Source organism: Streptomyces sp. NPDC104367, from assembly GCF_055583825.1.
In genome coordinates, this window is sequence record NZ_JBVJND010000014.1 from 75948 (window position 1) to 98883 (window position 22936).

A 22936-nucleotide genomic window follows, 5' to 3' on the forward strand; every position below is an offset into this window, starting at 1 on the left:
GTGAAGCGGGGGGTGGGCCGGTTATGCGCCATGAGACTGGCGCAGCGCGGTTTCGGTCGTTGCCCCTCGTTGTTTCGCCGGAGTGACGAAGGTGCCTGGCGTGTTACGCATGGATGAATTGCGAGATGTCCGGCTGCGGGATCGTTATCGTGGCGCAACCTTCCCGCGGACGAACAGAACCGGCCGCGGCGGCCTTCCGATGACCTGGCGTGGGGGAGCCGAGTCGGACAGTTCGGGAGGGCCGGCCGCGGCCGGGGTCTTGGGGTTGCCGGGTTCAGACCGCGTCGGCGGTCTCCGGGAGGTCGACGGCGAGCTGTTCGGTGAGGTCGACGACGACCGCGAGGTCGCCGTGGTCGCGGACGGCCGAGTCGACCGTCTTTCGAATACGAGTGTTGACGCGCTCCGAGCGCACCTTCTTGGCGATGCCGAGGGCCTCGGAAGCGAGCACGGTGCTCTGCTCGGGCTCGCCCCGCAGCAGGTGCACGGTGGCCATGCCGATCAGGTTCAGCGCGTACGACCGCTGGTGCTCGGCGTCCTTGGCGAACAGCTCCACGGCCCGCCGCATCAGGGGTTCGGCCAGGGAGGCGTAGGTGGGACTGCGGCCGGCGACATAGGCGAGGTCGCGGAAGGAGTGGCTGTTCTCGCCGTAGAGCTCGGCCTCGGAGAAGAAGCGGATCCAGTCGGGGTCCGGCTCGTCCCACTCGTCGGACTCGGCGAAGGTGTCCTCGGCCATCCGGACGGCCCGTTTGCACTTGCCGGGCTGGCCCATGTTGGCGTAGGCGCGGGCCTCCATCGCATACAGCATCGACTGGGTGCGCGGGCTGGCGCAGTCCCGGCTGCCGTACTGGGCGAGGTGGATCAGCTCCAGGGCGTCGTCGGGCCGGCCGAGGTGGATCATCTGGCGGCTCATGCTGGACAGGACGTACGAGCCGAGCGGCTTGTCGCCGGCCTCCTTGGCCGCGTGCAGGGCGAGCACGAAGTACTTCTGGGCGGTGGGCTGGAGCCCGACGTCGTACGACATCCAGCCGGCCAGTTCGGCCAGTTCGGCGGCGACCTTGAAGAGCCTGCGGGCGGTGGCCTCGGGCTGGGGTTCCTGGAGGAGGTCGGTGACCTCGTGCAACTGGCCGACGACGGCCTTGCGGCGCAGTCCCCCGCCGCACTGGGCGTCCCACTGGCGGAACATCACCGTGGTGGACTCCAGGAGGTCCAGCTCGGGCCTGGAGAGGCGGCCCGGACGGCGGGAGTCGGCCGCGGACTCCGGGTCCGTCTGCGGGCCGTTCGGCGAGGGCACCAGCCAGCGCTGCATGGGCTCGACGAGGGACGGGCCCGCGGACAGGGCCAGCGAGGTTCCGAGGAAGCCGCGCCGCGCCAGCATGAGGTCGCTGCGCGAGAACTCGCTGAGCAGGGCCACCGTCTGCGGGCCCGTCCAGGGCAGGTCGACGCCGGTCGCCGAGGGTGACTGGCGGGCGGCCCGCAGTCCGAGGTCCTCGACCGAGACGACGCAGCCGAACCGCTCGGAGAACAGCTCGGAGAGGATCCTGGGGATCGGTTCGCGCGGGTTCTCCCCGTCGAGCCAGCGACGCACCCTGGACGTGTCGGTCGAGATGTGGTTCGCGCCCAATTGGCGTGCCCTGCGGTTCACTTGGCGCGCCAGCTCGCCCTTCGACCAGCCACTGCGCACGAACCACGAGTTGAGCAGCTCGTTGGGGCGCTTGTCCGTGCTGGTCGCGGTCGTCCCGCTTCCGCCGTTGCCGCCCACTGGAACGCCCCCATCCCTGAGACCACTTGATGCCGAGTGCGCCAAGCCCTATCAGAATGCCGGTAAATACGGCCTCCCGTCCGGTAGTTCTCACCCTTCGAACGGGGTACCGAGTTGCCTCCGGCATACCCGCGAGTGCATGTGCCCCCAGGCCTCGTGCACTCAAAGTAATCCTACGATCACTGCTCCAGCCATGGCGATCCCGGAAACGCCACCATTCGCCACCCCTTCGAATGAACTACCGATGGCCTTGGCGCGATTCACTTGACATAGGACGGCGAGAAGTAGGCGGAGCGATGCATTCAGGGGCGCGCACCCCCAGGTGCACCACCCGAAGCGCTTCAGGGCGCCGCGTTGACCGCGCGGCCGGGCGGGAAAGCGGACCGTGACGTCACGTTCCGCTTCCGTCTCGTTCCGTTTCGTAACCACCGGCGCGCCGGACCCGTTGGAGGGGGCATGGGCTTCACGATCGGCGGCATTCGCGAGATCCGCTCCGGCACGCGTCGGCGCGGCCGCTCGTCGGAGTGCACCACCGTCGCCGAGTTCACCGGTCTGTGGGGCTGGGACGTGGTGCCGGGCGCCCGGGCCGCGGCCGGCGCGTGCTCCTGCGGGCGCACCGGCTGTCCGGCGCCGGGGGCCCATCCGCTGGACTTCGCGCCCCAGCTGTCCGCCGGGGCCACCCTGGACGAGGCCGCCAAGACCTGGGGCGAGTTCCCGGGCGCCGCGGTGATGCTGCCGGTCGGCCGCGCCTTCGACGTCATCGAGGTCGCCGAGCCCGCCGGGCGCCGCGCCCTGGTCCGCCTGGAGCGCATGGGCCTCCCGCTCGGCCCGGTCACCGCCACCCCGGACGGCCGCGCCCACTTCTTCGTCGCCCCCGGCGCCGCCGCCGAACTCCCGCGGCTGCTCTACCGCACGGGCTGGGACGACCCGACCTCCCTGGACCTGCGCGGCCTCGGCACCGGCGCGTACCTCACGGCCCCGCCGTCGGACCGGGGCGGCCTGGGCCCGGTGCGCTGGCTGCGGCCCCCCTCCCTGGACTCCGCGACCAGGCCGCCCGCCGCCCGGCTGCTGCTGGGGACGCTGGCCTACGTGGCGCACCGCTCACGGGCGTAGCGGCCGGACCCGCACACCGAAGCGCCCGCCCCGACTCTCTCGGGAACGGGCGCTTCGCACACCTGTGGGTAGTGGATTTACCGCCCCGCTACTCCCCGATAAGGGCGTCAACGAAGGCCTCCGGCTCGAACGGCGCCAGGTCGTCCGCACCCTCGCCGAGGCCGACGAGCTTGACGGGAACGCCCAGTTCACGCTGGACGGCGATCACGATGCCGCCCTTGGCGGTGCCGTCCAGCTTGGTCAGCACGATGCCGGTGATGTCGACGACCTCGGCGAACACCCGGGCCTGGACCAGGCCGTTCTGCCCGGTGGTGGCGTCGAGCACGAGCAGCACCTCGTCCAGCGGGGCGTGCTTCTCGACGACCCGCTTGACCTTGCCCAGCTCGTCCATCAGGCCGGTCTTGGTGTGCAGGCGCCCGGCGGTGTCGATGAGGACGACGTCGACGCCCATCTCCTTGCCCTCCTTCACCGCGTCGAAGGCGACGGAGGCGGGGTCGCCGCCCTCCGGCCCGCGCACGGTGTAGGCGTCGACCCGCTCGCCCCAGGTCTGGAGCTGGTCCGCGGCGGCGGCCCGGAAGGTGTCGGCGGCGCCGAGGACGACCGTACGGCCGTCGGCGACGAGCACGCGCGCGAGCTTGCCGGTGGTGGTGGTCTTGCCGGTGCCGTTGACGCCGACGACCATCACGATGCCCGGCTTGCGGTCCGCCGGCTCGGTCTTCACCACGCGGTCCACGTCGGTGCCGACGAGCTTCAGCAGCTCCTCGCGCAGCAGCCCGCGCAGCTCGTCGGGGGTGCGGGTGCCGAGCACCTTCACCCGCTCGCGCAACTGTTCGACCAGCTCGGTGGTGGGCTGCACACCGACGTCGGCGGTGAGCAGGATGTCCTCCACCTCCTCCCAGGTCTCGTCGTCGAGGTGCTCGCGCGACAGCAGCGTGAGCAGCCCCTTGCCGAGGGCGTTCTGGGAGCGGGAGAGCCGGGCGCGCAGCCGGACCAGACGGCCGGCGGTGGGCTCGGGGATCTCGATCTCGGGAGCCGAGGGCTCTTCGACGACGACGGGAGCGGCCGAGCCGTCGGGAAGGTCGACCTCCTCTATCGTCCGGCGCGGTTCGTCGCGTGGCGTCTCGGCCTCGTCGCCGACGTGCGGCTCGGCCGGGGGCGCGGTGATGTCGGGCGCGGCGGGGGGCGGCGGGGGCAGCGACTTCTTGCGCCGGCTGCCGACGACGAGCCCGCCGAGCGCGCCGAGCACGACCACGGCGATGACTACAGCAAGGATGACGGTTTCCATAACCCGTCCAGTATCCATCCCTCCCCCGAGCGCGACTTTGCTCCCTCGCGCGGGAGTTTCTGGACGATTCTCCGAAGACGATGAACCTTTTAGGTATCTTTTGAGGGAATTTGTCGGACTGACGTACGATGACTGACCATGAGCACCACCGCCCACCACGATGGCGCGCTCGAACATCTCGAAGAGTCGCTGGAGCGGCACGGCCTCGAAACCCGGGGCATCGAACCGGTCCCGGACTCCGAGCGGACCGCGACGACCCGCGGACTGCTCCCCACCTGGATCGCCGCCAACATCACCGTCCTGCTGGTGACCGTGGGCGCGGGACTCTCGGTCACCTTCGGGCTGAACTTCTGGCAGGCCCTGGTGGTCGGCGTCGCCGCGCCGGCCGTGGCGTTCGGTCTGGTCGGCCTCATCGGCATCGCGGGCAAGCGCGGCGGCGCACCGGGGATGGCGCTCTCCCGCGCGGTCTTCGGCCGGCGCGGGAACCTGCTGCCCGGGGCGCTGATCTGGGTCGCACGCTGGGGCTGGGAGACGATCAACGCGGTGACCGGCGCCTATGCGCTGCTGACCGTCCTGGACATCGTCTTCGGGATCGGCAGCAACACCGTGCTGATCGTCGTCACCCTGCTGCTCTTCGTGGCCACCACGTTCGCGATCTCGGGCATGGGGATCAAGGCGGTGCGGGGCTGCAACCGGTGGGCGACCTGGCTGTTCGGCGCATTCTCCCTGCTGGTGCTCGGCCATCTGGCGGTGGCGACGGACTGGGGCCGGGTGTTCGGGCGGGGCGCCGGCTCCACCGCCGCGATGATCACCGGGATCGGGCTGGTCGCGGCGGGCGGGATGAGCTGGGCACCGGCCTCGCCGGACTTCACGCGGTATCTGCCGGGTACGGCGTCCTCGGCGGCGATCGTGCGCAACACGGTCGGCGGCGCCGGGATCGTCGTACTCCCGCTGGTCCTGATGGGCGCGGTGATGGCGTCGGCCACGCCGGGGCTGGCACGGGCGGCCGACCCGGTCTCCTTCCTGGCCGAGATCCTCCCCCGCTGGCTCGCGGTGCCCTACCTCCTCACCGCCCTGGCCGGGATGCTGCTGATCAACGCGATGTCGATGTACTCGGCCGGTTTCACCGCGCAGACCCTCGGCTTCCGGATGCCCCGCCCCTGGGCGGTCTCCGTCAACGCGGTCATCTCGCTCGTCCTCGGCGGCGTCCTGATGCTGGCGGCGACCTCCTTCATGGGCTCGTTCATCGCGTTCCTGTCGCTGCTGGCGGTGGCCTTCTCGGCCTGGGTCGGCGTCTTCGGCGCGGACATGCTCCGACGCCCGGTGTACGACACGGAGGCCCTCCTCGACACGACCCCGGCCGGTGCCTACTGGTACCGGGCGGGCTTCTCCCCCGCCGCCGTCGCGGCCTGGGCCCTCGGCCTGGTGACCGGCCTGCTCTTCAGCACGTCCGACTGGTTCACCGGCCCGCTCGCCGCGAACAACCCCGTCGGCCGGTACGGCCTCGGCTGGGTCGCGACGATCGTCGTCTCGGGCCTGCTGTACGCGGTGCTGCCGAAACCGGCGGTCGTCACCGGGTCCGCACCCCTGGCCGTCTGACGCACCGTCAGCTACCGTCCCCCGCACACCCGTCCGGCCCAGGTGAAGGGGAACTCCCATGCCCGTCTCGGTCGTCCGCTTCAACCTCGTCGAGCCCGGCGCCGACTCCGCTTCCCTGGGTGCCCGTTACCGGGCCGCCCTCGACATGGCCGCGTACGCCGACGAGCACGGGATCACCACCGTGCAGACCGAGGAGCACCACGGGGTCGACAACAACTGGCTGCCGTCGCCGTTCGCCTTCGCGGGCGCGGTGTTCGGGGCGACCCGGAACATCGCGGTGACCGTGTCGGCGGTGATCGGTCCGCTGCACGACCCGCTGCGGCTGGCGGAGGACATCGCGGTACTCGACCTGCTCAGCGGCGGACGGCTGGTGACGGTCGCCGGCATCGGCTACCGGCCCGAGGAGTACGCCCAGTTCGGCGTCGACTGGAAGCGGCGGGGGCGGCTCCAGGACGAGCTGCTGGAGACCCTGCTCGCGGCCTGGACCGGGGAGGAGTTCGAGTACCGGGGCCGTACGGTACGGGTCACACCGCGGCCCTTCACGGCGCCGCACCCGCTGCTCCTGGTCGGCGGCTCCTCCAGGGCCGCGGCCCGCCGCGCCGCCCGCCTCGGTCTGCCGTTCTTCCCGAGCGCGCACCTGCCCGAGCTGGAGGCGTACTACAAGGAGCAGCTCACCGAGCACGGCAAGGAGGGCTGGACGATGATGCCCACCGCCGAGACACCGCTGCTGCACATCGCCGAGGACCCGGACCGGGCGTGGGCCGAGTACGGCGGGCACTTCCTGCACGAGGCCCGCACGTACGCCTCCTGGCAGTCCGGGGACATCCGCTCGGCGGTGCGCTCGACGGCCACGACCGTGGCGGAGCTGCGTGCCGAGGGCGTCTACCGCATCCTCACCCCGCACGAGTGCGCCACGGCCCGCCTGGACAACCTGGTCCTCCACCCCCTGGCGGGCGGCATGCCCCTGGACGAGGCCTGGCGCAGCCTCCGCCTGTTCGCCGAACAGGTCCTCCCGGCACTCCCGGCGTAGCGGCGCCAGGACCGCCAAGAACCGGCCCAGACAACCGCACCCCCCACCGACGCCGGTCACCGCCGCGCCGAAGAGGGGCGAGCAGCGCCCTGACACGCTCGGCCCCGCCGGGCACCACACCCACGACGAGGGCGCCGTCGCGACGGCGAGAGCGCTCCACCACCGGGCACCACCGTCGCGGCCGATCGCCGTCGCGGCGGGAAGAGGTGGGCTGCGAGGCGCCGACGCGGCTGCGAGAGAGCGGTCCGCCGTCGGGGAACGCCGTCGGGCGGGAAGGGGTGGGCTGCGGGGGGGCCGTCTTGGTGGCGGGAGGGGTGCGTGTGGGGTGGCACGGCCACCGCCCCCGGCCGAGGGGTGGCCGGGGGCGGTGGAAGGGACGAGGAGAGGGGCAGCGGGGACTTGGCCCTTCTCCTCGAGTCGGTCAGCCCATCTCCTCCAGGGCCTTGCCCTTCGTCTCCTTGACGAACTTGAGGACGAAGGGGATGGAGAGGGCAGCGAACACCGTGTAGATCACGTAGGTCGCGGAGAGGTTCCAGTCGGCCAGCGACGGGAAGCTCGCGGTGATGGCCCAGTTGGCGATCCACTGCGCGGACGCGGCCACACCCAGCGCCGCGGCGCGGATCCGGTTCGGGAACATCTCGCCGAGGAAGACCCAGACGACGACACCCCAGGACAGCGCGAAGAAGAGGACGAAGACGTGCGCGGCGATCAGGGCGACCCAGCCCTGCGTGGCCGGGAGCTTGCCGTCGACCAGGTCGTAGGAGAACGCCCAGGCCTCCAGGCCGAGGCCGATCACCATGCCGACGGAGCCGATGAGGGCGAGCGGCTTGCGGCCGATGCGGTCCACGAAGATCATCGCGATCACGGTGCCGACGATGTTGATGATCGACGTCGTGAAGGAGTAGAAGAACGAGTCCGTCGGGTCGACGCCGACCGACTGCCACAGCGTCGAGGAGTAGTAGAACGCGACGTTGATGCCGACGAACTGCTGGAAGACCGACAGGCCGATGCCGACCCAGACGATCGGCTTGAAGAAGAAGCTGCCGCCGAGCAGGTCCTTGAACGTGGACTTGTGCTCGCTCTTCATCGCGTGCTCGATCTCGGCGACGCGGGCGTCGAGGTTCACGCCCTTGCCCTCGACCTCTTCGAGGATCGCGCGGGCGCGCTCACGCTTGCCGACGGAGAGCAGGAACCGGGGCGACTCGGGGATCGCGAAGGAGAGCAGGCCGTAGAGGACGGCCGGGATCACCATGACGCCGAGCATGACCTGCCAGGCCTCCAGGCCCATCAGTTCACCGCGCTGGTCACCGCCGGCGGCATTGAGCAGACCCCAGTTGACCAGCTGCGAGATGGCGATGCCGATGACGATCGCGGCCTGCTGGAAGGACCCGAGGCGACCGCGGTAGGCCGGTGGGGCGACCTCCGCGATGTAGGCGGGACCGATCACGGAGGCCATGCCGATGGCGAAGCCGCCGACGATCCGCCAGAACGCGAAGTCCCACAGGGCGAAGGGCAGCGCCGAACCGACGGCGCTGACGGTGAACAGCACGGCGGCGATCTGCATGCAGCGGATACGGCCGATCCGGTCGGCTATCCGGCCGGCGGTCGCGGCGCCGATGGCACAGCCGATCAGGGCGATGGCGATGACCTGGGCGAGAGCCGCGGACCCGATGTCGTAGCGGTCCCGGATGGCCTCGACGGCGCCGTTGATGACGGAGCTGTCGTAGCCGAAGAGGAAACCGCCCATCGCGGCGGCCGCCGCGATGAAGATGACATGCCCGAGATGATCGGGGTGAGCCGTCCCGGCTCCTGACTGAGGTGCCTGCGCAGTGCTGGTCACAAGAAACTCCTCGGGCCACCGGCAACGCTGCCGGGGTGGGGGTGAGCCCTCTCAGGTTCAAGTGGCGCACAACTTCACGCCACTCACACCTGAAGGTAAAAGCAACGCTGCAGAGACTATGCCTTCAAGTTTCGAAGTCAATAATCCGGATCGTGTGAGCTTGAAGGCGCGGTGAAGGTTTCTGTGTTCAACACTTGAAGAGATGAAGGGGAGACGCAGGTCAGGGCGGGGACCGGCGGTGAAGAACCGGTGCAGAGTGCACGCAAACTCAGCGGAGGCGCTGGCTGATGACCTTCGACACACCGTCGCCCTGCATGGACACGCCGTACAGCGCGTCCGCGACCTCCATCGTGCGCTTCTGGTGCGTGATCACGATGAGCTGCGAGGACTCCTGGAGCTCCTGCATGATGCGGATCAGCCGCTGGAGGTTGGTGTCGTCCAGGGCCGCCTCGACCTCGTCCATGACGTAGAACGGGCTGGGCCTGGCCTTGAAGATCGCCACCAGCATGGCGACCGCGGTCAGCGAGCGCTCCCCGCCCGAGAGCAGGGACAGCCGCTTGACCTTCTTGCCCGGCGGACGGGCCTCGACGTCCACGCCCGTGGTGAGCATGTTGTCGGGGTCGGTCAGGATCAGCCGTCCCTCGCCGCCCGGGAAGAGACGGCTGAAGACGCCCTCGAACTCCCTGGCCGTGTCCCGGTAGGCCTCCGTGAAGACCTGCTCGACCCGCTCGTCGACCTCCTTCACGACCTGAAGCAGGTCGGTACGGGTCTTCTTGAGGTCCTCCAGCTGCTCGCTGAGGAACTGGTGCCGCTCCTCCAGGGCCGCGAACTCCTCCAGCGCCAGCGGGTTGACCTTGCCGAGCTGCTGGTAGGCCCGCTCGGCCGTCTTGAGCCGGCGCTCCTGCTCGGCCCGGTGGAACGGCCTGGGCCGGTTGCGCGGGTGCTCGGGGTCGTCCGGCAGCGTCTCGCCCTCGGCGGGGGGCGAGGGCGGCACGGGCTGATGGGGGCCGTACTCCTCGACGAGCCCCGCCGGTTCGACACCGAGTTCCTCCAGCGCCTTGGTCTCCAGCTGCTCGATCCGCAGCCGCTTCTCGGCGCCGAGTACCTCGCCCCGGTGAACTGAATCCGTGAGTTTGTCGAGCTCCGCCTTGAGGTCGCGGCCGGTGCCCCGGGCCGCGGTCAGCTCCTGCTCGCGCAGCGCCTTCGCGGCCTCGGCGGCGGCCCGCTCCCGCTCGGCACGCCCGACCGACACCTCCACGTGCGCGAGCAGCTGCCGCGTACCGGCCGCCACGGCCTCGGCGACGGCGGCCTCGTGACGCAGCCGGGCCCGGCGCTGCTCGGCACGCGCGCGTGCCTCGCGCTCCGCGCGGGCGGCGCGGTCGAGGGAGTCGGCGCGGCCGGCCAGGCCCTTGACCCGCTCCTCGTGGGTGCGGACCTGGAGGCGGGCCTCCATCTCGGTCTGGCGGGCGTTGGCGCCGTCGGCGGCGAGCCGGTCCCGCGCGGAGGTGTCCGGTTCCTCCTCGACGGGCATCTCCTCGGCCACCGCGAGCCGCTCGGCGAGCACCTCGACCTCTTCGAGTGCCTTGTCGAGGGCGTCCTGTGCGCGGGCGGCCGCCGCGGTGGAGCGTTCCGCCTCGCCGGCCGCGCCGCGGGCCTGGCCGGCCAGGCGGCCGAGCTGCTGGGCGACCGCGGACTTCTCCCGGTCGGCGGCGCGGCGCCGGTCGCCCAGTTCCTCCACCAGGGCGGCGCACTCCTTGCGGTGCGTCCGGGCCGACTCCTGCGCCTCGGACAGTTCCTCGCAGCGGACCGCGAGCTCCTCCAGTTCGGCGGCGGCTTCGTCGACGGAGGCCTGTACTTCGAGGAGGCTGGGGGCGCCGGCGGAGCCGCCGTGCGCGAAGTGGGCGCCGAGGAGGTCGCCTTCGGCGGTCACCACGGTGAGGTCGGGGCGGCGGTAGACCAGGTCCTCGGCGTCTTCGAGGGTGTCGGCCACGACGATGTTCCTGAGCAGTCGCCGTACGGCGGGCATCAGGTCGGCGGGGCCGCGGACCAGGTCCGCGGCGAAGGGCCGTCCGTCGGCCGCGGGCGGGCGGGGGCCGGTCGCGCCGTTCCCCGCGCCCCTTTGGGGCGCTTCGGCCCGGGGCCCGTCGGACTGGGACCCGTCGGACTGGTACGCGTCGAAGCGGAGCGCATCGGTCCGGGAACCATCGAACCGGGGGATTCCGCCGCGGAGTGCCGGATCGTCCGGTGCCCCCGCCAGCAGCAGTGCGGCCCGGCCGCCGTCCTGTTTGCGGAGCAGGCGGATCGCGTCGGCCGCGGCGGACGGGGTCGTCACCGCGATCGCGTCCGCCGCCGCGCCGAAGGCCGCCGCCAGGGCCGCTTCATGGCCCGGGGCCACCGTCAGGAGTTCCGCCGCCGGGCCGAGGATTCCGGTCAGGCGTTCACGGGCGCCCAGCAGTATCCCCGTGCCGTCCTTGCGCCGCAGTCCCAGTGCCAGCGCCTCGTGGCGGGCCTGGGTCGCGGCGCGGCTGCGGTCCGCCGCCGTGACCGCCTCGCGGGCCGCGCTCAGGGCCGTCTCCGCCTCGGCGAGCCGCCGCTTGGCCTCGTCGTGCCGTCCGGCGAGTTCCTCGTCGCCGGCGTCCAGACCGTCGACCTCCGCCTTGAGCGCCTCGTACTCCTCCTGCGCGGTGACCGCCCGCTCCTGGGCCTCGTCGCGGGCGGCGGCCAGGCGGTCGATCTCCGCCTGGGCGGACGCGGCGCGTGAACGGGCCGCGTTGACCTGGCCGTTCAGCCGGGCCAGGCTCTCGCGGCGGTCGGCGATGGACCGGGCGACGTCCTTCAGGCGCCGTTCCTCCACGGCCAGCTCGCGCTCCAGCTCGGCGCGGTGGGCGACCGTGTCGTCGAGGGCGTGCTCGGCCGCTTCCAGGGCGGCCTCCAGTTCGGCCTCCTGCTCCCGGATGCGGTGGGCCTCGCGCTCCATGTCCTCGGGGTCGCGGCCGCGCCGTTCCTCGGCGGGCGCGGCGGTGGCGCTCTTGACCCGGGCGTCGGCCAGCGAGACGGTGCCGCGGACCCGTTCGGCGAGCTGGGAGAGTTCGTACCAGGTCTGCTGGGCCCGCTGGAGGCGTGGCGAGAGCCGGCGTACCTCGTCCTCCAGGAGCGACTCGCGCTGGAGGGCCTTCCTCAGCTCCCGCTCGGCGGCTTCCTTGCGTTCCTTGAGGGCGGCCTCGTCGGCGATCTCCGTCTGGAGCGCCTGGCGCAGCCGTACGAGGTCGTCGGCGAGCAGACGCAGCCGGGCGTCGCGCAGGTCCGCCTGGATGACGGCGGCCCGGCGGGCGACCGCGGCCTGGCGGCCGAGCGGCTTGAGCTGGCGGCGGAGTTCGTCGGTGAGGTCCTGCACGCGCGCGAGGTTGGCCTGCATCGCGTCCAGCTTCCGCAGCGCCTTCTCCTTGCGCTTGCGGTGCTTGAGGACGCCGGCCGCCTCCTCGATGAAGGCGCGGCGGCCCATCGGGTCGGCGTGCAGGACGGAGTCGAGCTGGCCCTGGCCGACGATGACGTGCATCTCGCGGCCGATGCCGGAGTCGGAAAGCAGTTCCTGGATGTCCAGGAGGCGGCAGGTGTCGCCGTTGATCTGGTACTCGCTGCCGCCGTTGCGGAACATGATCCGCGTGATGGTGACCTCGGCGTACTCGATGGGCAGCGCGCCGTCGGAGTTGTCGATGGTCAAGGACACCTCGGCGCGGCCCAGCGGGGGGCGGCCGGTGGTGCCGGCGAAGATGACGTCCTCCATCTTGCCGCCGCGCAGCGACTTGGCGCTGTGCTCGCCCATCACCCAGGTGAGCGCGTCGACGACGTTGGACTTGCCCGAGCCGTTCGGCCCGACGACGCACGTGATCCCCGGTTCGAACCGCAGCGTGGTCGCCGAGGCGAACGACTTGAACCCGCGGAGGGTCAGGGCCTTGAGGTGCACGGGGTCGGACTTTACCCGGCGGTGCTACCCCACTCCACGAAGCCTCGCAACCCCGCGGTTTCGCGCATGAACATGCAGGGCACACCAGACGTTAAAGAAGGTGAAAGGATGCGCGGGGCTACAAGCGGGCGGGGCGAGCGGGGCGGGAAAGAAAAGAAGGGACGCCGGGGCGTCCCTTGCAGATCTTGACAACTTAAGCGGTGGAAAGGGCTGCCCAACCGCCGCATGTGCTGTTGTGGAGCGATGCAGCGATCAGGTGAGCGCAGGCTCCGCCTGGTTTGCGTCGATGCTCTCCATGATCCTGTCGGGAGAAGCGGCAGCCGTCAGCGCGTCGTTCTCGGCCTGGATCCGTACGAGCTCGGATTCGAGGTCCTGGACACGCTGCTGGAGCCGTCGCATCTCGGCGAGGAGTCGCGGGTCGGAGCCGCCGACGTAACCGAGAAGCGCCTTTGCCATGATGGATGGTCCTCCACACTGAGTGACCGACCGAAGCGGTGTGGGTCGTGAGGGATTCGCACCCGCGGTGCTTGGCACACCGGGTGTTGCTCGACTGTTGCGCCATGCCAAACAGCTAAGGTGCGCGGGGCTTTCAGCGTCTCACCAAAAAGTTTGACGGTCAACACGATCACGCCCTGTATTGGCGGGCGAACCCGGGGGCGGGCGGCCCTGACCGGGCGGCGCTGCGACTCCTGCGGGGCCCTCAGGGCGTGGCGATCATCTCTACCTGCGGAGCCTGCCACGACCGGCGGTTCTTGGCAACCACCAGGCTCTTTCTGCTCCGGGCACATGCCGGTGGCAGTTCGCTCCGCTTCCGCCCGCGCCGCTTGACCGCTCGGACTCAGCGGATGGCGAAGCCGTCGTAGCCGCCCCGGGGTGTGTCCCAGATCTCGGTGACACCCTCCACCCGCCCGGGCGTGTCGGCCCCCTGGAGCCAGTCGAGCAGCCCTTCGCAGCCGTTCCGGGAGCCCTCGGCGACCACCTGGACGCGGCCGTCCCCCAAATTGAGAGCAAAACCACTCAGCCCGCCGATCTCCAGCGCCTTGGCCCGTGTGAACCAGCGGAATCCCACGCCCTGCACGTGTCCACGGACCCAGGCGACCAGTCGTACATCCTCGCTCATGGGTGCAACCTAACCGGCCAATGTCACTCGGGACACTTCCTCCCTCAGCACCATGCGGTACCGTCCCCACCCAATGAATCTCATATGAAACTCACTCGATCGAGTGAGCCTGGTTGACCAGAAACAGTCACTGGCCACACCGGCCCCTGGTCGACCCCGACCGCGAGGACGAGGGAAGAAGGCAAGGACATGGGACGCCACCGACGCTCCGCCGCCGGCCGCGCCGCCACGGGCCGCGCCACGGGGATCACTGAGAACGACGGCCCGTACACCGGCGGCCACGAGTCGCAGGACTCGTACGCGGCCCTCCGGTACGGCACGGGCACGGCGCCCTACCTGCGCCAGGAGGAGTACGCCGACGCCAACGCGCGCAGCTCGGCCTACCTGTACTCGACCGAGGACTTCGCCCGCGCCGACGAGACGGCCGTCTTCTCCGCCGAGGAGTTCGCCCCCGGCGGCGGCGTCCCCTCGGGCAGCGGCCACCGGCGCAGGAAGAAGGGCGGGCGGCCCGTGGCGACGGGTCTGCTCGGCGTCTCGGCCGCCGTGGCCATCGGCACGGTGGCCGTGGCCACCGGCGTGGTGCCGGGGCTGGAGAACTACAAGCTCGGCGGCAACAGCGGCACGGCCGGCGGCGAGCAGGTGCAGGCCGACGGAGCGCCCAGCAACACGACCACCGAGCAGGGCGGCACCTCCGGCAGCGCCGACAGCACCGGCACCGCGGCCGGCGGGGCCACCCAGCGCTCCGCCTCGCCTGCGCCGACCGCGTCCACCGCCTCGCCCTCGGCCCCGGCGAAGAAGGCGAGCGAGGAGCCGACGCCGAGCGCCACGCCGTCCACCGAGAAGCCGACGGCCACGCCCTCCAAGACGGCGTCCAAGGCCCCGGCGAAGTCGGCCGCGCCGATCACCGTGTCCGAGGCGGCCGCCGCCGAGGCCGAGGTGCTCAAGCTGGTGAACGAGGAGCGGGCCAAGGTCGGCTGCAGCGCGCTGTCGGCGAACTCCTCGCTGACCGAGCTGGCCGAGGCGTTCAGCGCGGACATGGCCGCGCGGGACTTCTTCGACCACACCGACCCGGACGGCAAGACGCCCTGGGACCGGGCGGCCGCGGCGGGCATCAGCAACCTCGGCGGCGAGAACATCGCCCGCGGCCAGACCACCGCCGAGGCGGTCATGGACGCCTGGATGAACAGCGAGGGCCACCGCGCCAACATCCTGAACTGCGACTTCAAGACCCTCGGGGTCGGGGTGGAGTTCGGCGACGGCGGCCCGTGGTGGACGCAGGACTTCGGGTACTGAGCCCGCGACCGACCGGCAGGGTGCACTAACCATCGGTTAGCGCGCCCTGTCGGTTAGCGCTGCGCTCCCTTACCCTTGGTCCATGACCATCACGCAGGACCGCGCCGAGGAGCTGCCGCCTCCGTACGACGCCTTCGCCAGGGCCTGTCCCTCGCGCACCACCCTGGAACACGTCATGGGCCGCTGGGGCGGACTCACGCTCAGCGCGCTGCACGAGGGTTCGTTCCGGTTCAACGAGCTGCGCCGCCGCGTGGACGGCGTCAGCGAGAAGATGCTCTCCCAGACCCTCCAGGCGCTGGAGCGCGACGGTCTGGTGCACCGCGAGGCCCAGCCCACCAACCCGCCGCGCGTCGACTACGAGCTCACCCCGCTCGGCCGCGAGATCGCCGACCGTCTGCTGTCCGTCGTGCACTTCGTGGAGAGCCGGATGGACGAGGTGCTGACCGCCCGCGAGCGTTACGACGAGGCCCGCGGCACCCGCTGACACTTCGGGCAGAAGTAGCTGGACCGGTTCATCCAGGGCCGCCTGAGCATCGGCGTACCGCACCGCCGGCAGGGCAGCCCTTCCCTGCCGTACGCGTCCAGCGAGCGGTCGAAGTAGCCCGACTCGCCGTTGACGTTGACGTACAGGCTGTCGAAGCTGGTGCCGCCGACGGCCAGGGCCGCGTTCATCACGTCCCGCACATGGCCGAGGAGTTCGGCCGTCCGCGGGCGGGTGAGGCCGGCCGTGGGGCGTTCGTAGTGCAGACGGGCCCGCCACAGGGCCTCGTCGGCGTAGATGTTGCCGACCCCGCTGATCAGCGACTGGTCGAGCAGCGCCCGCTTGATGGTGGTCCGCTTCCGGCGCAGCGCCTGGTGGAAGGCCTCGTCGCCGAACAGCGGGTCGAGGGGGTCGCGGGCGATGTGCGCGATGACGTCGGGCAGCCCGTCCGGGGTGGTGTCGTGCAACGACAGTCCGCCGAAGGTGCGCTGGTCGACGAAGCGCAGTTCGGTGTCGACCTCGTCGGCGAACCCGACGCGGATGCGCAGGTGCTTCTCGTCCGGTGCCGCGTGCGGCTGCACCAGCAGCTGGCCGCTCATCCCGAGGTGGGCGAGGACCGACTGGTGGGTGTCCTCCAGCGGCAGCCACAGGTACTTGCCGCGCCGGCTCGGCGTGCCGACGCGGTGCCCCTTGAGTCGGTGCGCGAAGTCGTCGGCTCCGGCCACGTGCCGCCGTACCGCACGCGGGTGCAGCACCTCGACCTCGGCCACGACCCGGTGGGCGACCCACCGCTCCAGACCGCGCCGTACGACCTCGACCTCGGGCAATTCAGGCATCGGGGCTCCTGTGCGGGACCGTGGAAGGTCCGAGCGCCCGCCTCCGTGGCACGGAGGCGGGCGCTCGGTCTGCTCTGTTCGTCAGGCGGAGGCGGCGGCGGACGACGGACCGTCGCCCTGCTCGGCCGCGGCTGCCTGTTCGGCTGCCTTGGCCTTGGCGCGTTCGTCCGCGGCGGCGCGGATGGCGCGCCAGGCGGACTCGGCGGCCTGCTGCTCCGCCTCCTTCTTGCTGCGGCCGGTGCCGGTGCCGTACGAGACGCCTCCGACGCGGGCGGCAGCAGTGAAGGTCTTCTCGTGGTCGGGGCCGGTCTCCGTGACCAGGTACTCGGGCACGCCGAGGCCCTCCGTCGCGGTGAGCTCCTGGAGACTGGTCTTCCAGTCCAGGCCGGCTCCGAGGTTCGAGGACTTCTCGATCAGCGGGTCGAAGAGCCGGTGCACCAGCTCGGACGCCGCGTCGAGGCCCTGGTCGAGATAGACCGCGCCGATCACCGCTTCAAGGGTGTCGGCGAGGATGGACGCCTTGTCCCGGCCGCCCGTGCCTTCTTCACCGCGGCCGAGCCGGATGAAGGAGCCCAGGTCGAGGCCTCGGCCCACCTCCGCGAGCGCACGCGAGTTCACGACCGCTGCCCTGAGCTTGGCCAGCTGGCCCTCGGGCAGATCGGGGTGCGTGGTGTACAGCGTGTCCGTGACGACGAGGCCGAGGACGGAGTCACCGAGGAACTCCAGCCGCTCGTTCGTCGGCAGACCGCCGTTCTCGTACGCGTAGGAACGGTGGGTCAGCGCACGCACCAGAAGGGCGGACTCGAGCCGATAGCCGAGCCGCCCTTCCAGAAGCGTGTGGGACGAGGCTGTGTTGTCCGTCTTCTTCTTGGCGGACGGGTCCGCCTTGGCGTCATCCGCCTTCTTGGGACTGGACACAGTGCCTCTCACCTGGCCGCTCAGACTTCGAGGACCTGGCGCTTGTTGTAGGTGCCGCAAGACGGGCACGCGATGTGCTGCAGCTTGGGCTCGTGGCAGCGCTCGCACGCAACCAGGGTGGGGACCGCAGCCTTCCACTGCGACCGGCGGTGGCGCGTGTTGCTGCGCGACATCTTCCGCTTCGGAACAGCCACGGCTACTTCTCCTGCTTCTCGTCGACGCCCGCTTCCGCGTCAGCGCCGCTCATCTCGTCCTTCTCGCCGTCCCTGGTGGAACCGGCGAGTCCCTGCAAAGCCGCCCAACGGATGTCGACGGCGTCATGGTGGTGGTCCGGGTCGTCCGCAAGACGGGCTCCGCACTCGGAGCACAGCCCTGGACAGTCGTCCTGGCACACCGGCTGCATCGGCAGTGCGAGCACCACCGCATCACGCAGCACGGTTTCGAGGTCGAACAGGCCGTCCTCGATGAAGTACCTGTCCTCGTCGTCCTCGGCGTCGTCGCCCGGCTCCGCGATCACGCGGCCCCGGTCGTCGGCGTCAGGGTACGAGAACAGTTCCTGGAAGTCCGCTTCGAGCTCCTGCCCGAGCGGCTCCAGACACCTTACGCACTCCCCCTCGGCCTGTGCACGGGCGGTGCCTGTGACGAGCACACCTTCCATGACCGACTCGAGCCGGAGTTCGAGCTCCACCGGGGCGCCTTCCGGCACTCCGATGACTCCCTTGATGCCGAAGTCCTGGGGAGCGTCGACCGTGCGGGACAGGCGCTGCAGGGCACCAGGACGCCGGCCCAGCTCGTGTGTGTCGAACACGAACGGGTTGCGGTGGTCGAGGCGCGCGTGAGGAGCCATTCCTGCTTTCGATCTTCGAACTCAGAGGGACGCCGCCTGGAAGAGCTCCCGGGCAGCGTGGATCGCGGACGTAGGCGCGACCGAACAGCCAGGATACTGGACCTTTCGCTGTCGGCCCAATCCGCCCGGTCGCTACAGGCCCCGGCCCTGCTCGTAGGCGCGCAGCTGCTCCGGCGTGATCATGCTGGTGTCGAAGAGGCTGGTCTCGTCGAGCGCGTACGACTGCTGGTGCTGGGCCGGCTGCTGCTGGGGGTCGTACGCGGGCTGCTGGCCGGTGTCGTAGCCCTGGTAGGCCGCGGCGTACGGGTCCGCCTGCTGGTACCCGTAGGGGTCCTGCTGGGCGTAGGCGGGCTGCTGCTGGGGGTAGCCGCCGTAGGGGTCCTGCTGCTGCGGGTAGCCGTAGGGATCCTGCGCCACGGGCTGCTGCACCGGCTGCTGGTCGTACTGCGGCTGCTGCTGGGGCCGGGCGGCGGGCTGCTCGGCCTGGGCCGTCCGGGCCGCCCGGCCGTCCTGGTCGGCGAGGGCCGCGAGGTCGGCGAGGTAGTCGGCGTCGCTGGAGTGCTGGAAGGTCGTGCTGTCCTCGGCCAGGGCGCCGAGGTCGTCGGTGGCGATCCGGCCGTGCAGCTTGGCGCGGCCCTTGCCGACCGCCTCCAGGGTCTTGGCGAGGACCGCCTCGAAGGCGCCCAGCTTGGTGTCGACGTAGGCGTCGGCGTCCCGGCGCAGGGTCTCGGGGTCGTGGCTGCGCTCGGGGGCGTCCTCGTCCTCGTAGCCCTGCTCGTCGAGGCCCGGGCCGGTGCCGAGCAGCTTCTCGCGGCCGCGGCCGACCGAGCCGAGCGTCTTGGTGAGGACGACCTCGAAGTTGGCGAGCTTGGAGTCGACGTAGTCGTCGGCCTCGGCGCGGACCTCCTCGGCCTCCTGACGGGCCTCGGTGAGGATGCGGTCGGCCTCGGACTGCGAGCGGCGGGCCACCTCGGTGCCGGAGATCAGCGAACCGCGCTCGACGTGCGCGGTCTCGATGATCCGCTCGGCCTCCATCCGGGCCTGCTCGACCATCTGGTCCCGGTCGCCGATCAGCTCCTGGGCCTGCGCGAGGGAGCCGGGCAGCGCCTGGCGCAGATCTTCGAGCATCGCGAGCAGGTCGGCGCGGTTGACCACGCACGACGCGGACATGGGCATGGCCCGGGCACCGGAGACCGTGGCCACGATCTCGTCGAGCTTCTTCTGTACGTCCACCCTGCGCTCGCCACTCTCTACAGCCGTGTTGGAGACGGACGGGACGACTGTAGCCCCATCAGTCCCTGTGAATACGCTTGTTGAGAGCCTCGAAAACGGGCGGCGGCACCAGGTGGGACACGTCGCCGCCCCACTGGGCCACCTCCTTGACCAGCGACGAGGACAGGAAGCTGTAGGTGGGGTTGGTCGGCACGAACAGGGTCTCGACGCCGGTCAGACCGTTGTTCATCTGCGCCATCTGCAGCTCGTAGTCGAAGTCGCTGACGGCCCGCAGGCCCTTCACGATGGCGGGGATCTCGCGCTGCTTGCAGAAGTCGACGAGGAGGCCGTGGAACGCCTCGACGCGGACGTTGCCGTAGTCGCTGGTGACCGAGCGGATCAGGTCGATCCGCTCGTCGATCTCGAACAGGCCCTTCTTGGACTTGTTGATCATCACCGCGACGTAGACCTCGTCGTAGAGACGGGAGGCCCGGGCGATGATGTCGAGGTGTCCGTTGGTGATCGGGTCGAACGACCCGGGACAGACGGCGCGGCGCACTTGTGATCCCTCGCTCTCCGGTCCGGTCATCGTGCGTCTTCGCACGTAGAGGCGGCGCGACCGTACCAAAACGTTCCCTCGCCGTAGCGACGGGACCTCAGGTCCTCGAAGCCCGCCGGCCAGTGGAACGTGCCGCCCCTGGTGCTGCGCTCCACGGTGACGAGGGCGTCGGGCGCGAGCCAGCCTCCGGAGTGGAGTGTGAGGAGAATCTCCCGAAGATCGTGATCTGTGACCGCGTACGGGGGGTCGAGGAAGACGAGGTCGTACGGCTGTGAGGGCGCCGGGGACTGGACGATCTGTTCCGCTTTGCCCGCTCTGACCTCGGCGCCGGGGAGGGCGAGGGACTTCACGTTCTCCCGGATCACCCGGGCCGCCCTGGCGTCGGCCTCCACGAGCAGGGTGTGGCCGGCGCCGCGCGAGAGCGCCTCCAGGCCCACGGCGCCCGAACCGGCGTAGAGGTCGAGGACGCGTTCGCCGTCCAGGGGGCCGCCGAGGAGGGACTGCCAGGTGGAGAAGAGTCCCTCGCGTGCGCGGTCGGAAGTTGGCCGGGTGCCGGTGCCTGGCGGCACCGTGAGCCGGCGTCCGCCGGCTGCGCCTGCGATCACGCGGGTCATCTTGAATCCTCGGTCCGGGGTGGTTGCGGATTCAGTCTGGCAGCACGTGCGTCGTGGCCGCTCGCGCCCGCACGGCGGCAGCCGCCTGCCGACACGGTCCCGCGCCCCCGCCGGGCACGTTCGCTCAGCCCTTCTCCAGGTACTGCTCCCGCTCCTCGTCCAGGAGGGCGTCCAGAGCCGTTCGCAGGCCGGTGAGGTCGGTCAGTTCGGGGTCCCGGGCCACCAGGGCCGTCGCCTCCTCCCTCGCCTCCGCGATGATCTCCTCGTCCTCGATCACCGCCAGGACCCTCAGGCTGGAGCGGGCGCCCGACTGGGCCTGGCCCAGTACGTCGCCCTCCCTGCGCTGCTCCAGGTCGATCCGCGACAGCTCGAAGCCGTCCAGGGTCGAGGCGACCGCCGTGAGGCGCTGGCGGGCCGCGCTCGCCTCCGGCATCTCCGTGACCAGCAGGCAGAGGCCGGGCGCCGAGCCGCGGCCCACCCGGCCGCGCAGCTGGTGGAGCTGGGAGACGCCGAAGCGGTCCGCGTCCATGATCACCATGGCGGTGGCGTTGGGGACGTTGACACCGACCTCGATGACCGTGGTGGCGACCAGGACGTCCGTGTCGCCCGCGGCGAAGCGGCGCATCACCGCGTCCTTGTCGTCGGGGTGCATACGGCCGTGCAGGACCTCCACCCGCAGGCCGTTCAGCGGGCCCTTGGCGAGGTGGTCCGCCACGTCGAGGACGGCCAGCGGCGGGCGCTTCTCCGCCTCGTCCTCGGCCGACTTCCTCGCCTTCCCGGAGGCGGCCGCCTCGTCGACGTCGTCGCCGATGCGGGGGCAGACGACATAGGCCTGGTGGCCGTTGGCCACCTCCTCGCGGACCCGTTCCCAGGCGCGGGCCAGGAAGTGGGGCTTGTCGGCGGCGGGGACCACGTGGGTGGCGATCGGGGAGCGGCCGGCCGGGAGCTGGTCCAGGACGGAGGTCTCCAGGTCGCCGAAGACCGTCATCGCGACCGTGCGCGGGATGGGGGTCGCGGTCATGACGAGCAGGTGGGGCGGCTGCTTGCCCTTGCCGCGCAGGGCGTCGCGCTGCTCGACACCGAAGCGGTGCTGCTCGTCGACGACCACCAGGCCCAGGTCGTGGAACTGGACCTTGTCCTCGATCAGCGCGTGTGTGCCGATCACGATGCCCGCGTCGCCCGTGACCAGGTCCAGCATCGCCTGCCGGCGGGCGGCCGTGCCCATCGAGCCGGTGAGGACGACGACCTTGGTGGCGTGCTCCGCGCCGCCGAGCATCCCGCCCTCGGCCAGCTCCCCCATCATCTCGGTGATCGACCGGTGGTGCTGCTGGGCCAGCACCTCGGTCGGGGCGAGCATGGCCGCCTGACCGCCCGCGTCGACGACGGCGAGCATGGCGCGCAGGGCGACCATGGTCTTGCCCGAACCCACCTCGCCCTGGAGGAGGCGGTGCATCGGGTGCTCGGTGGCGAGGTCGTCGAAGATCTCCTTCGAGACCTTCTGCTGGCCGTCGGTGAGGGTGAAGGGGAGGCGGTCGTCGAAGGCGGTGAGGAGGCCGTCGGGGGACGGGCGGCGGGCCACCGCGGGGAGTTGGGCGTCCGCGTGGCGGCGGCGGGCGAGGGCCACCTGGAGGACGAAGGCCTCGTCCCACTTGAGGCGGTCGCGGGCCCCGGCGATGTCGGCCTTGGTGTGCGGGCGGTGGATCTTGAGGAGGGCCTCGGGCAGCGGCAGCAGACCGCGGCCCTCGCGGAGCGTCGGCGGCAGGGGGTCCAGGGCCTCCTGGGCGCTGGGCAGCACGGTCTGGACCGCCTTGCCGATCTTCCAGGACTCCAGCTTGGCGGTGGCCGGGTACAGGGGGATCAGGGCTCCGGCCCAGCTCTCGACGGACTCGGCGGGGTCCTCGCCGCTGAGCAGCTCGTAGGCCGGGTGCGCCAGTTGGAGGCGGCGGTTGAAGACCGAGACCTTGCCGGCGAACATCGCGCGGGTGCCCGGCAGGAGTTCCTTGTGGGGCTTGTGCACGCCGTTGCCGAAGAAGACCAGTTGGAGCCGGCCGTTTCCGTCGGTGATGGTGACCTCCAGGCGCTGGCCCTTGCCGCGGGGCGCTTTGGAGGAAGCGAACGTGTGCAGACGGGCGTCGGCGACCATGGCGACCACCGTGACGTGTTCGTCCATGGGCAGGTCGGCGAGGTGGGTGAGCTGGCCGCGCTCCTCGTACCTGCGGGGATAGTGGTGCAGGAGGTCGCCGACCGTGTGCAGGCCGAGGTGCTCGGCCATCACCTTCGCGGTGGCTGGGCCGAGCACCTTCTTCAGTGGTTCTTCCAGTGCGGGCACGAGATCCATTGCACACCACGCCACTGACAATGCCGGATACGGTTCGGGAAAGTCCTGGTCAGACGGTCGTTTTGAGTCATAGGATGACGCGCTCCGGCCATCCTTCCGCGGTCACCACCCCACCCGGGACCGCCCGA

19 protein-coding genes are annotated in these 22936 nt (G+C 71.0%); 5 read left to right on the forward strand and 14 right to left on the reverse strand.

From position 1 onward, the window contains the following. Positions 1 to 274: 274 nt before the first annotated feature. Complete coding sequence (nsdA, locus tag ACZ619_RS21995) at positions 275 to 1759, reverse strand: transcriptional repressor NsdA (RefSeq protein WP_469601388.1); 1485 nt, start codon at positions 1757 to 1759, stop codon at positions 275 to 277. A gap of 456 nt (positions 1760 to 2215) precedes the next feature. On the opposite strand from nsdA, the gene ACZ619_RS22000 reads away from it, so the two are divergent. Beyond that, entirely contained in the window at positions 2216 to 2872 is a 657-nt protein-coding gene (locus tag ACZ619_RS22000) for a bifunctional DNA primase/polymerase (RefSeq protein ID WP_469601391.1), read from the forward strand. 88 nt (positions 2873 to 2960) lie between these two features. On the opposite strand, the gene ftsY is transcribed toward ACZ619_RS22000, so the two are convergent. Next, positions 2961 to 4157 (reverse strand): signal recognition particle-docking protein FtsY, encoded by a 1197-nt coding sequence (gene ftsY / locus ACZ619_RS22005; protein WP_469601393.1) that lies wholly within the window; start codon positions 4155 to 4157, stop codon positions 2961 to 2963. A gap of 138 nt (positions 4158 to 4295) precedes the next feature. On the opposite strand from ftsY, the gene ACZ619_RS22010 reads away from it, so the two are divergent. Both ACZ619_RS22010 and ACZ619_RS22015 read left to right on the forward strand, forming a co-directional pair. Next, positions 4296 to 5756: a cytosine permease gene (locus ACZ619_RS22010; RefSeq protein ID WP_469601396.1), complete on the forward strand. Its 1461-nt coding sequence runs from the start codon at positions 4296 to 4298 to the stop codon at positions 5754 to 5756. Positions 5757 to 5814: 58 nt separating this feature from the next. Beyond that, positions 5815 to 6786: an LLM class flavin-dependent oxidoreductase gene (locus ACZ619_RS22015; protein ID WP_469601399.1), complete on the forward strand. Its 972-nt coding sequence runs from the start codon at positions 5815 to 5817 to the stop codon at positions 6784 to 6786. 421 nt (positions 6787 to 7207) lie between these two features. On the opposite strand, the gene ACZ619_RS22020 is transcribed toward ACZ619_RS22015, so the two are convergent. The 4 genes from ACZ619_RS22020 to ACZ619_RS22035 all read right to left on the reverse strand — a co-directional run bounded on the left by ACZ619_RS22020 (position 7208) and on the right by ACZ619_RS22035 (position 13710). Then, positions 7208 to 8626, reverse strand: a complete 1419-nt coding sequence (locus ACZ619_RS22020; RefSeq protein ID WP_469601402.1) for a sugar porter family MFS transporter — start codon at positions 8624 to 8626, stop codon at positions 7208 to 7210. Positions 8627 to 8894: 268 nt separating this feature from the next. Further along, positions 8895 to 12590, reverse strand: a complete 3696-nt coding sequence (locus tag ACZ619_RS22025) for an AAA family ATPase (protein ID WP_469601404.1) — start codon at positions 12588 to 12590, stop codon at positions 8895 to 8897. A 252-nt stretch (positions 12591 to 12842) separates the two neighbouring features. Continuing rightward, the gene (locus ACZ619_RS22030; RefSeq protein WP_093498859.1) at positions 12843 to 13046 is read right to left on the reverse strand and encodes a hypothetical protein; all 204 of its coding nucleotides are present in this window, start codon (positions 13044 to 13046) and stop codon (positions 12843 to 12845) included. Between the two features lie 382 nt (positions 13047 to 13428). Next, positions 13429 to 13710 (reverse strand): acylphosphatase, encoded by a 282-nt coding sequence (locus ACZ619_RS22035; protein ID WP_469601407.1) that lies wholly within the window; start codon positions 13708 to 13710, stop codon positions 13429 to 13431. A 189-nt stretch (positions 13711 to 13899) separates the two neighbouring features. Here ACZ619_RS22035 and ACZ619_RS22040 point away from each other — a divergent pair, with 189 nt between their 5' ends. Further along, positions 13900 to 15003 (forward strand): CAP domain-containing protein, encoded by a 1104-nt coding sequence (locus tag ACZ619_RS22040; RefSeq protein WP_469601410.1) that lies wholly within the window; start codon positions 13900 to 13902, stop codon positions 15001 to 15003. Between the two features lie 82 nt (positions 15004 to 15085). Continuing rightward, complete coding sequence (locus ACZ619_RS22045) at positions 15086 to 15487, forward strand: winged helix-turn-helix transcriptional regulator (protein ID WP_469601412.1); 402 nt, start codon at positions 15086 to 15088, stop codon at positions 15485 to 15487. Here ACZ619_RS22045 and mutM read toward each other — a convergent pair. The 8 genes from mutM to recG all read right to left on the reverse strand — a co-directional run bounded on the left by mutM (position 15460) and on the right by recG (position 22808). Then, entirely contained in the window at positions 15460 to 16320 is an 861-nt protein-coding gene (gene mutM, locus ACZ619_RS22050; RefSeq protein ID WP_469601414.1) for a bifunctional DNA-formamidopyrimidine glycosylase/DNA-(apurinic or apyrimidinic site) lyase, read from the reverse strand. The genes ACZ619_RS22045 and mutM overlap by 28 nt on opposite strands. 81 nt (positions 16321 to 16401) lie before the next feature. Continuing rightward, the gene (rnc, locus tag ACZ619_RS22055; protein ID WP_469601415.1) at positions 16402 to 17250 is read right to left on the reverse strand and encodes a ribonuclease III; all 849 of its coding nucleotides are present in this window, start codon (positions 17248 to 17250) and stop codon (positions 16402 to 16404) included. Positions 17251 to 17258: 8 nt separating this feature from the next. After that, complete coding sequence (gene rpmF / locus ACZ619_RS22060; RefSeq protein ID WP_007493396.1) at positions 17259 to 17432, reverse strand: 50S ribosomal protein L32; 174 nt, start codon at positions 17430 to 17432, stop codon at positions 17259 to 17261. A gap of 2 nt (positions 17433 to 17434) precedes the next feature. Further along, positions 17435 to 18085, reverse strand: coding sequence for a YceD family protein (locus tag ACZ619_RS22065; RefSeq protein WP_469601418.1), 651 nt, complete (start codon positions 18083 to 18085; stop codon positions 17435 to 17437). Positions 18086 to 18217: 132 nt separating this feature from the next. Then, a complete protein-coding gene (locus ACZ619_RS22070) occupies positions 18218 to 19318 on the reverse strand; it encodes an ATP synthase subunit B family protein (protein ID WP_469601421.1) in 1101 nt (366 codons plus the stop codon). Between the two features lie 58 nt (positions 19319 to 19376). Further along, complete coding sequence (gene coaD, locus ACZ619_RS22075; protein ID WP_469601747.1) at positions 19377 to 19856, reverse strand: pantetheine-phosphate adenylyltransferase; 480 nt, start codon at positions 19854 to 19856, stop codon at positions 19377 to 19379. 26 nt (positions 19857 to 19882) lie between these two features. Next, positions 19883 to 20470 (reverse strand): 16S rRNA (guanine(966)-N(2))-methyltransferase RsmD, encoded by a 588-nt coding sequence (rsmD, locus tag ACZ619_RS22080; protein ID WP_469601424.1) that lies wholly within the window; start codon positions 20468 to 20470, stop codon positions 19883 to 19885. Positions 20471 to 20594: 124 nt separating this feature from the next. Further along, positions 20595 to 22808: an ATP-dependent DNA helicase RecG gene (gene recG, locus ACZ619_RS22085; RefSeq protein WP_469601427.1), complete on the reverse strand. Its 2214-nt coding sequence runs from the start codon at positions 22806 to 22808 to the stop codon at positions 20595 to 20597. Positions 22809 to 22936 lie beyond the last annotated feature (128 nt).

Bases quoted from the DNA above. Each gene is read 5' to 3' on its own strand.
- ACZ619_RS22000 (WP_469601391.1), top strand. From the start codon at position 2,216: ATGGGCTTCACGATCGGCGGCATTCGCGAGATCCGCTCCGGCACGCGT.
- ftsY (WP_469601393.1), bottom strand. From the start codon at position 4,157: ATGGAAACCGTCATCCTTGCTGTAGTCATCGCCGTGGTCGTGCTCGGC.
- ACZ619_RS22010 (WP_469601396.1), top strand. From the start codon at position 4,296: ATGAGCACCACCGCCCACCACGATGGCGCGCTCGAACATCTCGAAGAG.
- ACZ619_RS22015 (WP_469601399.1), top strand. From the start codon at position 5,815: ATGCCCGTCTCGGTCGTCCGCTTCAACCTCGTCGAGCCCGGCGCCGAC.
- ACZ619_RS22030 (WP_093498859.1), bottom strand. From the start codon at position 13,046: ATGGCAAAGGCGCTTCTCGGTTACGTCGGCGGCTCCGACCCGCGACTC.
- ACZ619_RS22035 (WP_469601407.1), bottom strand. From the start codon at position 13,710: ATGAGCGAGGATGTACGACTGGTCGCCTGGGTCCGTGGACACGTGCAG.
- ACZ619_RS22040 (WP_469601410.1), top strand. From the start codon at position 13,900: ATGGGACGCCACCGACGCTCCGCCGCCGGCCGCGCCGCCACGGGCCGC.
- ACZ619_RS22045 (WP_469601412.1), top strand. From the start codon at position 15,086: ATGACCATCACGCAGGACCGCGCCGAGGAGCTGCCGCCTCCGTACGAC.
- mutM (WP_469601414.1), bottom strand. From the start codon at position 16,320: ATGCCTGAATTGCCCGAGGTCGAGGTCGTACGGCGCGGTCTGGAGCGG.
- ACZ619_RS22065 (WP_469601418.1), bottom strand. From the start codon at position 18,085: ATGGCTCCTCACGCGCGCCTCGACCACCGCAACCCGTTCGTGTTCGAC.
- rsmD (WP_469601424.1), bottom strand. From the start codon at position 20,470: ATGACCCGCGTGATCGCAGGCGCAGCCGGCGGACGCCGGCTCACGGTG.
- recG (WP_469601427.1), bottom strand. From the start codon at position 22,808: ATGGATCTCGTGCCCGCACTGGAAGAACCACTGAAGAAGGTGCTCGGC.